We start from the raw sequence: 15422 nt of genomic DNA, 5'->3' as shown, positions 1-15422 counted from the left end.
AATTCATGATGAAAGACTCACGTACTGAACAATTGATTGAAGCTCATTTAGCGTTTCTTGATTGTGAATTTGCTCAAGCCAATACGATCCAAACTGAATTTTTAAGTTTTTATCAATGGTTTCGTAAGCAGCCCCTTAAGCAGCTTTGGTCATTTCCACAGATCAATGACCTATTACATAAACAAATTTTGGCTACCCCTGCCAGTGATTTTCTGATTGAACAAATTGCAGATCATATTCGATTGGCGTTAGCACATAACGCCAACGAAGACACTAAAATAGAAGATGTCATTCCGGTACAAACGATTGATAAAATTGCACAATATGTCGCAAGTAAAAGTGGGCATCGCCAAGCACTGATTAAACGCCTGGTGAATAATCCAGCCTTTTCTACAACTTTAACGCAATTGATTCATCACTCTATTCAAGACTACATCGATAATTCTGTCATGAATAAAAAAGTCCCTGGTGTCGGACGTTTTATGAAGATGGGAAAATCTGTTTTAGAGAGTGTTACTGACTCCAATCTGGATGATACCGTTAAACATTATTTGCAAAAAAATATTATAAAAATTAGTCAGCTTAGCGAACATGTCATCAACCAACAGTTCGATGACAACAAGCTTTATCATTTTCAAGCAAATTTATGGCATAAAATTAAACAAGTGCCTTTGTCGAGTATGCGAAAATATATCGAAGTATCTGATCTGCCTCAAACGGTCGCAATGGGCCATGAGATTTGGGATCATATACGTCAAACAGATTATTTGAAGCGCCAAGTGCATGATGGTATTTATGCATGGTATATCCGCAATGAAGAACGTAATTTCGATGCTATTTTAAATGACATTAATATCGATGAAAGTTTAATTCAAAATGAATTACAACAGTTACTTGCACCTGTGATTCAAACCATGATTTCATCTGAACATTTAAAACAACGTGCGCGTTATTATTTAGAAAAGTTTTATTATTCTGATTCTGCGCAAACAATCTTAAATGATAAATCTTAAAACTGCTCTTCATTAGATCTCTTTCATAAGTCCCAAAATGATCATTTATTAGCAAAAAATGATTTGTAAAAATTCCTTCTCCGTTTCGGAAAAGCTTAGGATGAGGAAATATTCACGATGAGTGTGTGGAGTGAATAATGCGTTTTGAAAGAAGTTTATTAAAACTGTTTTTAATTAAAACCTGAATAAAAAAGCCGCTTAAGCGGCTTTTTTATAAGTAATTCGAAATTTATGGATGGAAATTAAAGATTAGAATTTCGCAACAAAGCTAATACCATATCTACGACCATCTAACTCTAAATTACCAGACGCATTTTCAACTCGTTCATTAAGTAAATTATAGACTCCAAATTTACCCGTAAGATTTGGATTAAAGTCATAGTTAAAACCTACATCTAAAAACTCATAACCAGGTGTCGATGCTTCAATCGTTGAACGACCTTTATATTCAGAAGTTTCACTACGATAATGCAGTCGAGACCAAACATCTAATGCATCAGTAAGACGATAATCAACTGTTAAATTGAACATATGTTCAGGCATTTTATTTAATGGTTTACCTTTAAATTCACCAGATTTAATCTCAGTATCTGTAAAAGTATAATTTGCATTCAAATTAACACCGTCTGCCAGCTCTGTTTCAAATGTCGCTTCAATCCCTTGCATAATTGAGTCATCGACATTAATACGATCTCCCCAGAAATTCCACTTTCTGACATCACCACTTTCATCAAGGCGACCATATGGATCGGCACATGCCCAAGTAGACGCATCAGAGTTACTACCATTTGGAGAGGTACAGATTCGATTTTCTTGTATTTTATCTTTAAAATCTGTATAGAACGCAGTTAAAGTGGCGGTAGATTGATCCCCATGCCATGCCGTAGCCAATTCATAGGTTACAGATTTTTCAGGTTTTAAATTGTCATTTCCGCGTAGGAAAGCACTGCCCTTACCTGTAATAGAATGTACATCACTTGAAGATTGCTTTAAATCTGGCTGTTTATAGCCTGTTGCAACACCACCTTTAAATGTCCACGCTTCGTTTAAATTATAGACACCATATAGTCGAGGTGAAAAGTTACCCTCAAATTTTTCATCATGATCATAACGAATACCGCCTGTTAAATTAAAACGATCAGTTAAAGACCATGTGTCTTCAGCAAATAGAGCGAATGCCCAACGATCAAGTGCTGTGATTGGCATTGCATCGTTCTGATTGGTTGCCTTATCAACAAGACTTTCATCTTTATAATAACTACCCAAAATCAATTTATGACGATCAAAGTTAAAATCCCATTGGCTATTTGCAATTAACGTTTCTAATTCTATACCGCTGGTAATGCCATTACTTCTATCTGGATTTTCTGATTTTTCAAATTGTATATAGGACGTACTTTTCAGTACATCAGAGTATTCTCCATTGTGAGTAATACTGTAAACATCTCTATAGTTTCTGCCTTTACTCCCTTCCGATTGCTTACTGCCAGGTTTTGCAATCGCAACAGTTTTACCAATTGTCGTTTCACTTTCTTGTTTTAAAAAGTTGGCTTCAAACGCAAGATCATGTTTATCGTTGATGACATAGGTAAAACGCGAGTTAATACTTTCTTTTTCTGTACCTCTAAAACCATTGGTAAAATTATCTTCATCACGTTCAGACTTATTGAGCGCAAGTTGTAAACCTAGTTTATTTTCAAGCAGCGGTCCGGCCAGATAGATTGATGTTTCTTTTATATCACCAGATTGACCAGAATCTTGAACAACTGTTCCCACCTCGAAGTTTCCAGACCACTCATCTGATACTTTTTTAGTAATAATATTGATTACGCCACCCATTGCATCTGTTCCATACAATGTTGACGCTGGACCTCGAATAATCTCTATGCGCTCAATTGAAGCAAGTGGAGGCAGAATATTTTTTTCGAATCCGCTGTCGTCACCATTTGGATTCACATCCTTAGAAAATTGTCGTTTACCGTTAATTAGGAATAATGTGTAGTCAGAGCCCATCCCACGAATACTGATCGTTTGCGCTGAGCCAGCACCAGAAATGACAACGCCTGGGGTATTTCGGAGTACATCGGTAATGTCATTATATTGGCGCTTATCTAACTCTTCACGAGTCACTACAGTCATGCTTGCTGGCGCCTGCGTAACATCCTGTTCATACCCTGCTGCGGTGACAACGATTGTTTTTAACTTTGCTTCATTTTTAGCGACAGTTTCTTCTGCATTAACCATACCCGTAATCACTGACAATACAGCTAAAGATAAGGTTGATTTAATCCACTTGTAATTCATATGTGTGAGCTCAAAAAATTAAGGAGAGATTCTGAATTTTAGATGAATAGTGTAACAACTAATAACAAATATCGAAACAGTATTAACAATCATTCTCATTAATATTCACATTAAATCTCATATTTAACTTAAAAAAAACCTCCCAAAAGGAGGCTTTTAAGTACAAACAGAATGGCTTATTTAAAGTAAGCGCCTTCAGCTTGTGTGTGATCTGTTTGGTCAACGACACGTCTAAGTTCAGGAATATGTTGTTGAAGCGTCGTTTCAACACCTTGCTTCAAAGTGACATCAATCGCTGAACAACCTTGGCAACCACCACCAAACTTAAGTACAGCGGTTAAGCCATGTTCTTCATCTTCTACCACTTCTACCAAAGCACAGTTACCACCATGACCTGCTAAGCCTGGGTTAATTTCAGACTGCAAAATATAGGTAATGCGTTCTTCGATCGACGCATCAGGGCCGACACGTGGAACTTTAGAGTTAGGTGCACGGAAGGTTAATTGCCCACCAAAGCGGTCTTTATTGTAATCAATCACAGCATCTAATAAATACGGAATAGATGGTGAGTCAATATAGGCTGCGAAATTCGGATAATCTTGCTTGTAATCAGTCGCTACGATTTCGTCTGGAGCACTATAAGCCATACAACACTCAGCGCGTGGCGTACCTGCATGTTCCACAAAAACGCGCACTGCAATTCCAGGAGTGTTTTGTTTTTCAAGTAAATCAAACAAATACTCTTGCGCAGTTGGCGTAATCAATAAGTTTGGAATTTCTTCAGCAACTGCAGTGCTGGTGTTCTCAGTCGACATAACAATATTTCCTCAAGCTGAAGCATCTATTTTAACTGAAGATCGGGGGTAATATTAAAAAATCAACTAAAATTGTCGGAATTAATATCAAAAGACTACTTAAAGTCTTAAAAAATGGCATTATGATGTACAAATATTGATAAAATGAAAAAATATTCGATGCTAGATTTACCTTTTAATCATACAGTTACGATAATCATCATCACGGTTATTATCTCACTCATTGCACTTTCCAAACAAAATGTAATGAATCGTCTCATTTTTTGGCCGCCTGCTGTACAAAAGGGTCAATACGACCGTTTTTTTACGCATGGTTTTATCCATGCAGATGGTACGCATTTGCTCTTCAATATGATCACCTTGTTTTTCTTCGGTAGTATCATTGAGAGCTTTTACCGACAGTACTTATATGAACTTGGTTTTGTTTTGTTCTATTTAGGCGGTCTAATCGTTGCGATTATCCCTAGTTATTTAAAGCATAAAAATGATCAACACTGGGCCAGCTTAGGTGCATCTGGTGCAGTCTCAGCGGTGTTGTTTGCCTATATTTTATTTGAACCGTGGAAACTGATTTTTGTATTTTTCATTCCCGTTCCTGCCATTATTTTTGCCATACTTTATGTCGCATATAGCATCTGGTCGGGTAAACGTAATAATTCCAATGTGAACCATAGTGCTCATCTTTGGGGTGCAGCTTATGGTGTGATCATGACTATCATTATTGAACCGCGTTTGATTCCACATTTCCTCAGTAAGTTGGCACAGTTGCCCTTCTAATCATTGTAAAATTCTCATGATATTGATTAAAAAAGTCCATCCTATGGGCTTTTTTAATGTTTAACGATTCCATAGCTTATTTTAAGATTATTTTTTCAATTTTTAATATTTTTATAATGAAAAATTGCACGCTAGTCTGTGCAAAATTTTTAGAAAAATCATACATTATGAAAAATCACCGACTCAAACTGAGTATTACTTTATTTTTATTAGGCATCAATTTAACGGCTTGTAATAATGATGATTCAAACCTATCCAATGCTAAACCTATTGAACCTCAAGGGCAGCCCAACGTACTGGTGATTATGGCGGATGATTTAGGCTATTCAGACCTAGGTGCTTTTGGTAGTGAAATCCGGACTCCCCATTTAGATGCATTAGCGAGCGATGGTCGAATCCTCAGTGATTATCATACTGCGCCCACCTGTTCTCCCACACGCTCGCAACTGATTTCTGGTACAGATCATCATCTCGCTGGTATTGGGGCAATGGCAGAGCTGACACCTGCCCACCTAAAAGGACAACCAGGGTATGAAGGATTTTTAAATGACCGTTCGCTGTCCATTGCTGAAGTCTTAAAAGATCACGGCTATCAAACTTTTATCAGTGGAAAGTGGCATTTGGGCTTGACCCCAGAGACCAATGCGCATGCCAAAGGCTTTGATCATTCTTTTACCTTATTACAAGGCTTAGATCATAATTTCAAATATGCGCCTAGTGCTTTTAAACGCAACGCCACGTATACCGAAGATGGTAAAATCGTGCCTATCTCGTCACTTCCTGATGATTTCTACTCAACCAACTACTTTACAGACAAATTATTAGGCTATTTAAAAAGCAATCAGAACTCTGGAAAACCATTCTTTGCTTATGCTGCATATACCGCACCGCACTGGCCTATTCAAGCGCCCGTTGAATATCGTAATAAATATAAAGGCGTATATGATGTGGGTTATGATGTGATCCGTGAAAACCGCATCGCACAGCAAAAAAAATTAGGCATTATTCCTGCCGATTTCATACCCGCTGTACCTTTAGACACTCAAAACACGCCACAACAATATGGCAAATGGAACGAACTCAACACCAGTCAAAAAGCATTAGAGGCGCGTAGAATGGAAGTCTATGCAGGTATGGTAGAAAATTTAGATGATAATATCGGTCGAGTGATTCAATATTTAAAAAGCACAGGACAATATGAAAATACTTTAATTTTCTTTGTTTCTGACAATGGTGCTGAAGGTTTTATCCGTAGCCCTTATGGATCTGAATCCGGTTTTGACAACTCACTCGCCAATGTCGGTACTGAAACCTCTTACCACTTTATTGGACCACGCTGGGCTGAAGTGAGTGCAGCACCTTTTCACTTATGGAAAGACACAGCAGCCGAGGGTGCAACCACTGCCCCTGCGATTGTTAAATATCCACATCAAACGCAGGCAAAGGCAATCCACCCAAGCTTTGCTTCAGTACTCGATGTATTTCCAACCATACTCGACTATGCCAACATTGCTGTTCCACATGGAGAATATATAGGTCGTGTGATCAATACGCCAAGTGGTTATTCTTGGAAAGCTGTATTAGAAAATTCAGCTCGAACTATACGTCCTGAAAATTTTCAATTTGCAGATGAATTGCATGGCAACAAATATGCCCGTTTGGGGGATTGGAAAATCGCATTCAATCAAAAAGTATCACCTCATTCTGGTTCTTGGGAACTCTTCAACCTCAAGAATGATCGTGGTGAAACTCAAAATCTAGCCAAAGAAAATCCTGAAAAAGTCAGAGAAATTATTCAGGTCTATCAAGACTATGTGAAGAAAAATGGTGTTCAGGAATATACGCCTTAATGCAATATTCATCCCCCAAAGTCCTCAGCTTCATCGTTTGCAGTCTGCTCACAGCAGGCTGCAACCATGTCACTGATCCAAATAAAAGTATAAAAAATGACACGCAAAGCAAGAACAGCATTGAAAAAGAGATTCAACTGGGCAGCTTAGCGAACTGTCAACATTATTCAGGCTTACCCGAAAAATGGCTTAATGTAAAAACGGCTGGTATGGTTCAACTCCCTTCTGGCTCTTTTAACTTAGGTTCCGATATTGCTTATCCTGACGAGATCAACTTTGGGCAAAAACAAAGATCAGTCAAGGGTTTCTGGATAGATCGAACTGAAGTGACCGTGGCTCAATTTCAAAGTTTTATCGATGCTACAAAGTATGTCACAGATGCAGAGAAGCAAAATCAAGCTGCTGTTTTCAGTCCAAACTCAGCTTCACCACATCAATGGTGGCAGCTCAAATCTGGATATACATGGCGTTATCCGAATGGACCCAAAACACCTCCCGCACAAAGCAACGAGCCTGTCCGTTTTGTGACTAAAAATGATGCCGAGCATTATGCGCTTTGGTTAGGGCGTGATTTAGCCTCAGAAATAGAATGGGAATATGCAGCCAAAGCTGGCGATTCTCAAGATACTCCTTTACATCAAGCACCTTTAGATCATCAGCACCGTCCACTCGCAAACTACTGGCAAGGTGAATTTCCATTTAAGAATACCAAACAAGATCAATTTGAAAGTGTTGCGCCTGTTGGATGTTTCCCGCCCAATGTATTTGGTTTATACGATCAAATTGGAAATGTTTGGGAATGGACCAGTTCAATTTATCAAGGCGCACATGATCAACATATGGGGAATTATCAATCCTTACGACAACAGCAAAACAAGCCTCAAAATTTTGTGATTAAAGGCGGCTCTTATTTATGCGCAAATGATTACTGTGCCCGTTATAGAAGTAGTAGCCGACATCCACAAGAATTAGATTTAGCCACCAGCCACGTAGGATTCCGTACCGTTTTGAGACCATAAACCATTATTCTCAATGCAATTTGAGAAAAATTGAGAACTGGCTATGCATTTTCATTGTTGCAGGAACCTACAATTCTGGTAGTAAATGTCAGCACAAATCTGAACTTGGCATCGATAATGTATACATCTATATATTAATGATGATCAATCTTGAGAGTTTTTGCATGTCTAATCATTTAGAGGGTCTTCAATTTCCCAGTCTTCCTCATACGCATAAGCCAAGTAGCTCTAAAACAGGACAAGCTATTTTGGCTGAGGCCTTGTCTACCGTAAATCATCAAGCATCCTTGAACGTACTTCATGAAAAAAATTGGCGGAAAAACTATCCTGTTCATTTTAAAGCCTTGGTTGAAAATGGTATCGCCAATCCTGAACACGCGATTGCGATCGCTCAACATGGTTTGGATAAAGCACACCAAACCTTTGAGTTTTATCGCAACGATAAGAAATATGCATTGAAAGACATGATGGATTTGCCATTAACGCCATTACATAGTGTGAAGTTAAAAGGAGAAAGTGAAGCAGCTCCAGAGTGGTATGTTCCTTATAAAGGTCAACGTCTGCAAGGTCAGGCTTTAGTTGAGCAAATCCAAAGCTGGCTAGATAACGGAATTATTGAAGCGAGTCATGCAGATGCGTTAAAAACTGTGATTGCGCACCCTGAATGGTTTGATCTTTCAGACCGTACTATGGTGTTATTTGGTGCAGGCTCTGAAGCGGGACCATTAACATGGTTAGCCAAATGGAAAGCCAATATCATTGCGCTCGATCTGCCAAATCCAAATGTTTGGGATAAAATATTAACCACAATTAAAAATGGCAATGCAACACTCATTGCACCATCACTGGAAAAAATTGACAATAGTCTTGCTTCAACACATTTAAAAGAAAAATTAGGTGCCAATTTACTTACGCAAACACCTGAAATTGCACAGTGGTTAATGAAGCAAAATCATGCGCTCGATCTCGCTGCAATCGCCTATTTAGATGGTGAAAAACACGTGCGAGTATCTATGGCGATGGACAGTATTATGCAATATGTCAGTCAGCATAAACCTGACTCAAGCCTGATGTATATGTGTACGCCAACGGATGTATATGCTGTTCCATTCGAAGTGATCGAGGCTTCTGAAGAAAATTTCAAAGCGCGTTCTCGTTCTGAAAAATTAATCAGTCAAAGCATCGAAGCAATCAGTCTAAAGTATTTTTTCCGAAAGAATTTACATTGCCCAGTCCCTTCTCAGGAAGGAAAAGCTTATGGTATTGCAGATTGTTTAGTGGTCGAGCAAGGCCCAAACTATGCCTTGGCTAAGCGTATACAGCAGTGGCGTGCAACGTTGGCACGTCATCAAGGACAGCATGTAAGTATCAATATCGCGCCATCGACCACCACACGTTCAGTCACAAAAAATCCATTATTGAAAGCCGCATTTAATGGTGCGAGTTTGTTTGGTGTTGAAGCATTTGAACCTGAAACCACCAATGCGATCATGGCTGCGCTATGGATTCACGACCTGCGTAATCCTGAGTCGATTGCCAATCCAGAACGTGTTATGGACCATCCTTTAGAGTTGATGATGGAAGGAGCAAATCATGGCGGATTATGGCGTGTGGCTTATCTTGCGCGCACTGCACTTCCCTTTGCTGCCTTATACGGTTTTGCAGAAGAAAAATTGCCCCTAAAGAAAATTTTGAGTTTAATTAAGAAATCATGATCCTTGTTAATGCCTCTATTATCTAAGCCATATAAAGATCGAGATCATGCTTAATTAGAGTCAATTAACTCAAAATTCAAAACAAAAAAAACGCTGCAATTGCAGCGTTTTTTTAATTCACCATGCGCTTAAAATACTTTTAAGAACAACCAGAATAAACCACCTGATAAACAGATCGTTGCTGGTAAGGTGAAGATCCATGCAGATAGAATCGTACGAACCATCTGGAAATTCAAACCAGATTTATTGGCAACCATCGTACCTGCAACAGCACTGTTCAATACATGCGTCGTCGACACTGGCATACCAAAACCATCAGCAGCAGCAATCGTCGTCATTGCAACGAGTTCCGCAGACATCCCTTGACCATAAGTCATGTGTTGCTTACCAATACGCTCACCTACAGTCACAACAATACGTTTCCAACCCACCATTGTTCCTAGACCCAGTGCAAGTGCTACAGCAACTTTTACCCAAGTTGGAATATATTGAAGAAATGAATCCATATTATCGCGGTAGTCATCGACCACTTTTTCTTGTGCAACTGTCATCGCAGGTAAAGCTTCAGCTTTATCCAAACGCTTAAACGCAGTTGAACTTAAATACATATCATTACGTAAAGAAGAGACTTCAACTTCTGGAATATTTTTCAATGAACCATGAACACTTACACGATCACCCAAGTGATCTGTCATGCTCGCCAATGCAGGCACGACAGCAGGCGTAATTTCTTTGGTTTGAATATACTGTGTCAATACTTCACGTGCTTCAGCATCCGGAATATCAGCATGATTCGGATAAATAACACTCGCCGTTTGAGCTGATAATTGCTCAAAAGACTGAAGATGTTTCTCGTCTAGATTCTTATTTAAAGAATAAGCCAAAGGCACACAACCAATCAGAATAAGCATAATTAAGCCCATTCCTTTTTGACCATCATTTGAACCATGCGCAAAACTTACACCTGTACAGGTGAAAATCAAAATTGCACGAATCAATGGCGGTGGTGGTTTATTCCCTTCAGGTGGCTGAAACAGCTCAACTTGTTTCTTGAAGATTTTTTTCACCAACAAGAACAATACAGCTGCAAAAGCAAAACCGATCAATGGCGAGAATAATAATGCTTTACCTACTTTTAAAACCTGCTCCATATCAACACCACTCGCACCGCTTCCAGCGTTAAGAATGTAGTTCATGATGCCCACACCTAAAATCGAACCGATTAAAGTATGCGAACTTGAAGCAGGAATACCAAAGAACCAAGTCCCTAAGTTCCACGTAATCGCAGCGATCAGCATAGCAAATACCATGGCAAAACCAGCGCCTGAACCGACATTCATAATCAATTCAACAGGGAGTAATGCGATAATGCCGTAAGCGACTGCACCACTTGCGACCATTACCCCTAAGAAATTACAAAAGCCACACCACATCACCGCCACGGGTGCGGATAAGGCATTGGTATAAATTACGGTTGCAACGGCATTGGCTGTGTCATGGAAACCATTTACAAACTCGAAACCCAATGCTAGGAATAATGCTGTCGCCAGCAAAACCACTGCATACAAACTTAATGATGGAACAAGAGATAAATCAGCCACCAATTGGAAGCCAATATAAATGAGTGTGGAAATAATCAGTGTTAAAAACACCGGCATAAAAAATTTCGGTGTCGGCACATGAACGTTAGTCGACGAGACTTGCGCCGAATGTAGTTCTGAATCTGGAGATGGGTTAGAATTCATGCAAGCAGGCAAAGAGGATAAGAATATCCCCTTATTGTTTAGTTTAATTATTACAATTATATGACAAGACGCTGCCATACAAAGCATCTATTTGAGGCTTTATTTTGATTTTCTGATCAAAAGACCAATTTTTTTTTAGTTTTAGCTAATATAATTCAATTACTTAATAAATTATCCTTTTTTAAAATTTAGAAAACTCGCTGAACAATATAAATGAAATAATTCTGTAACATTTCTCAAATATTTCATCACAAATTCTAATGAAATTATTTTGCTCGAAAAATATGACAAAGTTATGAATAAAAACATAAATTTAATTTGAATATTTCAAATTTCATAAAAATGGCGATTAAACACGCTAAATAGCATGAGTTATGCCCATGAAGATGTTTATTTGCGCTGCATGCTGCGCAATATCTGTTAAAATAACGCACCTTTATTAAGCTAAATATTTAGAGAGAGTCATTGATGTCTACCCTCGCTACATTAAAAGCACTTCTTGCTCAACGTATTCTGATCATCGATGGTGCGATGGGCACGATGATCCAGCGACACAAATTAGAAGAAGCTGATTATCGTGGAGAACGTTTCGCAGACTGGGCATCAGATCTAAAAGGCAACAATGACTTATTGGTACTTAGCCAACCCCAAATTATTCAAGGCATTCACGAAGCTTATTTAGAAGCGGGTGCGGACATTATTGAAACCAACAGCTTTAACGGCACACGCGTTTCGATGTCTGATTACCATATGGAAGATTTGGTTCCTGAAATCAACCGTGAAGCAGCACGTATTGCAAAAGCGGCATGTTTGAAATATTCAACGCCAGAGAAACCTCGTTTTGTGGCAGGTGTACTTGGACCGACTTCGCGTACCTGTTCTATTTCACCGAATGTGAATGATCCTGCATTTCGTAACATTCACTTTGATGAACTCAAAGTCAATTATATTGAAGCTGCGCATGCCTTAATTGAAGGTGGTGTAGATATTCTGCTGATTGAAACTGTATTTGATACCTTGAACTGTAAAGCCGCGATTTTTGCGGTCAAAGAAGTCTTCAAAGAAATTGGCTATGAATTGCCATTGATGATTTCAGGCACGATTACCGATGCTTCTGGTCGTACATTGACTGGGCAAACGCCTGAAGCATTTTGGAACTCTGTGCGCCACGGCGATTTATTGTCGATTGGTTTTAACTGTGCCTTGGGTGCAGATGCCATGCGTCCACACGTCAAAACCATTTCTGATGTTGCAGATACTTTTGTTTCTGCTCACCCCAATGCGGGTTTACCGAATGCATTCGGTGGTTATGATGAAACACCAGAAGAAACAGCTGCCTTCATTAAAGAGTTTGCAGAAAGCGGCTTGATTAATATTACTGGTGGCTGCTGTGGTACAACACCGGATCATATCCGTGCGATCTACAATGCGATTAAAGATATTCCACCACGCCAAGTCCCTGAAATTGCGCCTGCGTGTCGTCTATCAGGCTTAGAACCATTTAACATTACTAAAGATTCACTCTTTGTAAACGTCGGCGAACGAACCAACGTCACAGGTTCTAAAAAATTCCTACGTTTAATTAAAGAAGAAAACTTCACTGAAGCCTTAGACGTTGCACGTCATCAGGTTGAAGGCGGTGCACAAATCATCGATATCAATATGGATGAAGGCATGCTGGATTCTCAAGGTGCGATGGTTAAGTTTTTAAACTTAATCGCATCTGAGCCTGACATTTCTCGTGTTCCGATTATGCTGGATTCTTCAAAATGGGAAATTATTGAAGCTGGTTTAAAATGCGTTCAAGGTAAGGCCGTTGTTAACTCGATTTCATTGAAAGAAGGTTATGACGAATTTGTAGAGCGCGCACGTCTATGTCGTCAATACGGTGCTGCTGTTATTGTTATGGCATTTGATGAGGATGGTCAGGCAGATACGGCTGCACGTAAGAAAGAAATCTGTAAGCGTTCATATGACGTTTTAGTCAATGAAATTGGCTTCCCTTCTGAAGATATTATTTTTGACCCGAACGTATTCGCGATTGCGACAGGGATTGAAGAACATAATAACTACGCTGTTGATTTTATTGAAGCAACAGGTTGGATTAAACAAAACCTACCGAATGCCATGATTTCTGGTGGTATCTCAAACGTATCCTTCTCTTTCCGTGGCAATGAACCTGTTCGTGAAGCGATTCATGCGGTGTTCTTGTACTATGCGATTCAACAAGGTTTGACGATGGGTATCGTTAACGCAGGTCAGCTTGCGATTTATGACGATATTCCAAAAAACTTGAAAGATGCAGTTGAAGATGTGGTTCGCAACCAGAACCAAGGTGAGTCATTGCAAGATGCCACTGAAAGATTGCTTGAAGTTGCAGAAGAATATCGTGGTAAGGCCGGTGCTCAACGTGAAGCTGAAAACTTAGAATGGCGTGAGCAAAGCGTTGAAAAACGTCTTGAGTATGCGTTGGTCAAAGGGATCACCACTTATATTGATGTCGATACTGAAGAAGCACGTTTACAATCAACCCGTCCTCTGGATGTGATTGAAGGCCCGCTCATGCAAGGCATGAACGTGGTTGGTGACCTGTTCGGTTCGGGTAAAATGTTCTTACCGCAAGTGGTGAAATCTGCACGCGTGATGAAACAAGCTGTAGCTTGGTTGAACCCGTACATTGAAGCAGAGAAAACTCAAGCACAAGCTAAAGGTAAAATTTTACTTGCGACCGTAAAAGGCGATGTACACGATATTGGTAAAAATATTGTTGGTGTAGTTTTAGGTTGTAATGGCTATGACATTGTTGACCTTGGCGTGATGGTGCCGTGTGAGAAAATTCTACAAACTGCGATTGATGAAAAAGTTGATATCATTGGTTTGTCGGGCTTAATCACACCATCACTCGATGAAATGGTATTTGTTGCTAAAGAAATGCAACGTAAAGGCTTTAAAATTCCATTGATGATTGGTGGTGCGACGACGTCTAAAGCACATACAGCAGTAAAAATTTCACCGCAATATCATAATGACGGTGTGCTTTATACTGCCGATGCCTCACGTGCCGTGGGTGTTGCAACGCAATTGCTTTCTGCTGAAATGAAGCCAAAACTATTGGCAGACTATGCAGCGGATTATGAAAAAATTCGTATTCGCTTAGCCAACAAACAACCGAAAGCAGCGAAGTTGTCATATGCTGAATCTGTTGAAAATGGTTTTAAAATCGATTTCACTCAAAATGCACCAATCAAACCGAATTTCATAGGCTCGCAAACTTTTACAAACTACCCGCTTGAAACCTTGGTTGAATATTTTGACTGGACACCATTCTTCATCTCTTGGAGCTTGGCAGGTAAATATCCAAAAATCTTACAAGATGACGTGGTCGGTGAAGCAGCAAGAGATTTGTTTGAACAAGCACAAATCATGTTGAAAGACATTATTGAAAATAAACGTTATGACGCACGTGCTACGTTTAGCCTATACCCTGCAAACCGTACTGGTGCAGATACTGTTTCTGTCTCAGATGAAGCGGGGCAAGTGACGCATACATTTGAACATTTGCGTCAGCAGTCTGACAAAGTGACGGGTAAATCCAACTACTCATTGGCTGACTTTGTAGCGCCTCAAGACGTTGCACAGGATTATTTGGGTGGCTTTACTGTTTCGATCTTTGGTGCAGAAGAGTTGTCTCACGAATATAAAGCCAAGGGTGATGATTACTCCGCAATTATGGCGCAAGCATTGGGTGACCGTTTTGCTGAAGCGTTGGCTGAGCATTTACACGAGCGTATTCGTAAAGAGTTCTGGGGTTATCAAGCCAATGAGTCTTTAAGCAATGAAGAATTGATTAAAGAGAAATATGTCGGGATTCGTCCTGCACCGGGCTACCCTGCTTGTCCTGAGCATTCAGAAAAAGTGGCATTGTTTGATTGGCTCGGTACGACTGAGAAAATGGGCACATACCTCACTTCTAGTTTTGCTATGTGGCCGCCTTCTTCTGTCAGTGGTTTCTATTATGCAAATCCTGAAACTGAATACTTTAATGTAGGTAAAATCTCTGGCGATCAGTTGGAAGATTATGCGAAGCGTAAAGGTTGGACTTTGGATGAGGCGAAGCGTTGGTTAGCGCCGAATTTGGATGATTCTATTGTTTAAATCCCCCTAGCCCCCTTTATTAAAGGGGG

The 15422-nt window shown here is 39.6% G+C and carries 9 protein-coding genes; 6 read left to right on the top strand and 3 right to left on the bottom strand.

Translation table 11 applies throughout. From position 1 onward, the window contains the following. Nucleotides 1–8: 8 nt before the first annotated feature. A complete protein-coding gene (locus V5M36_RS03725) occupies nucleotides 9–1013 on the top strand; it encodes a hypothetical protein (RefSeq protein ID WP_445206324.1) in 1005 nt (334 codons plus the stop codon). 249 nt (nucleotides 1014–1262) lie between these two features. On the opposite strand, the gene V5M36_RS03720 is transcribed toward V5M36_RS03725, so the two are convergent. Next, complete coding sequence (locus tag V5M36_RS03720) at nucleotides 1263–3317, bottom strand: TonB-dependent receptor domain-containing protein (protein WP_338562148.1); 2055 nt, start codon at nucleotides 3315–3317, stop codon at nucleotides 1263–1265. Between the two features lie 176 nt (nucleotides 3318–3493). Continuing rightward, nucleotides 3494–4132, bottom strand: coding sequence for a Fe-S biogenesis protein NfuA (nfuA, locus tag V5M36_RS03715; RefSeq protein ID WP_338562146.1), 639 nt, complete (start codon nucleotides 4130–4132; stop codon nucleotides 3494–3496). A 159-nt stretch (nucleotides 4133–4291) separates the two neighbouring features. On the opposite strand from nfuA, the gene V5M36_RS03710 reads away from it, so the two are divergent. From V5M36_RS03710 to V5M36_RS03695, 4 genes are all read left to right on the top strand, one after another. Next, on the top strand, nucleotides 4292–4909 hold the full coding sequence (locus tag V5M36_RS03710; RefSeq protein WP_338562143.1) for a rhomboid family intramembrane serine protease: 618 nt from the start codon (nucleotides 4292–4294) through the stop codon (nucleotides 4907–4909). Nucleotides 4910–5076: 167 nt separating this feature from the next. Further along, on the top strand, nucleotides 5077–6759 hold the full coding sequence (locus tag V5M36_RS03705) for an arylsulfatase (RefSeq protein ID WP_338562140.1): 1683 nt from the start codon (nucleotides 5077–5079) through the stop codon (nucleotides 6757–6759). Next, nucleotides 6759–7778 carry an SUMF1/EgtB/PvdO family nonheme iron enzyme gene (locus V5M36_RS03700; RefSeq protein ID WP_338562138.1) on the top strand — a complete coding sequence of 340 codons (1020 nt, stop codon included), beginning with the start codon at nucleotides 6759–6761 and terminating at the stop codon, nucleotides 7776–7778. Before V5M36_RS03705 ends, V5M36_RS03700 begins: the two co-directional genes overlap by 1 nt. Before the next feature lie 164 nt (nucleotides 7779–7942). Then, nucleotides 7943–9493 carry a hypothetical protein gene (locus V5M36_RS03695; RefSeq protein WP_338562136.1) on the top strand — a complete coding sequence of 517 codons (1551 nt, stop codon included), beginning with the start codon at nucleotides 7943–7945 and terminating at the stop codon, nucleotides 9491–9493. A gap of 128 nt (nucleotides 9494–9621) precedes the next feature. Here V5M36_RS03695 and V5M36_RS03690 read toward each other — a convergent pair whose 3' ends face one another. After that, a complete protein-coding gene (locus V5M36_RS03690) occupies nucleotides 9622–11238 on the bottom strand; it encodes an inorganic phosphate transporter (RefSeq protein WP_338562132.1) in 1617 nt (538 codons plus the stop codon). 468 nt (nucleotides 11239–11706) lie between these two features. Between V5M36_RS03690 and metH the strand changes: the two genes are divergently transcribed. Continuing rightward, nucleotides 11707–15393, top strand: coding sequence for a methionine synthase (gene metH / locus V5M36_RS03685; RefSeq protein ID WP_338562130.1), 3687 nt, complete (start codon nucleotides 11707–11709; stop codon nucleotides 15391–15393). Nucleotides 15394–15422 lie beyond the last annotated feature (29 nt).

The sequence above is a fragment of the Acinetobacter sp. KS-LM10 genome, from assembly GCF_036896575.1.
Lineage (GTDB): Bacteria > Pseudomonadota > Gammaproteobacteria > Pseudomonadales > Moraxellaceae > Acinetobacter > Acinetobacter avistercoris.
The sequence above is the reverse complement of the archived record's forward strand: the minus strand, read 5'-3'. Positions and strand labels throughout refer to the sequence as shown.

Excerpts from the sequence above, each read along its gene's own strand:
- V5M36_RS03695 (WP_338562136.1), top strand. The coding sequence starts at position 7,943 with ATGTCTAATCATTTAGAGGGTCTTCAATTTCCCAGTCTTCCTCATACG.
- V5M36_RS03705 (WP_338562140.1), top strand. The coding sequence starts at position 5,077 with ATGAAAAATCACCGACTCAAACTGAGTATTACTTTATTTTTATTAGGC.
- V5M36_RS03725 (WP_445206324.1), top strand. The coding sequence starts at position 9 with ATGAAAGACTCACGTACTGAACAATTGATTGAAGCTCATTTAGCGTTT.
- V5M36_RS03690 (WP_338562132.1), bottom strand. The coding sequence starts at position 11,238 with ATGAATTCTAACCCATCTCCAGATTCAGAACTACATTCGGCGCAAGTC.
- metH (WP_338562130.1), top strand. The coding sequence starts at position 11,707 with ATGTCTACCCTCGCTACATTAAAAGCACTTCTTGCTCAACGTATTCTG.
- V5M36_RS03720 (WP_338562148.1), bottom strand. The coding sequence starts at position 3,317 with ATGAATTACAAGTGGATTAAATCAACCTTATCTTTAGCTGTATTGTCA.
- V5M36_RS03710 (WP_338562143.1), top strand. The coding sequence starts at position 4,292 with ATGCTAGATTTACCTTTTAATCATACAGTTACGATAATCATCATCACG.
- nfuA (WP_338562146.1), bottom strand. The coding sequence starts at position 4,132 with ATGTCGACTGAGAACACCAGCACTGCAGTTGCTGAAGAAATTCCAAAC.
- V5M36_RS03700 (WP_338562138.1), top strand. The coding sequence starts at position 6,759 with ATGCAATATTCATCCCCCAAAGTCCTCAGCTTCATCGTTTGCAGTCTG.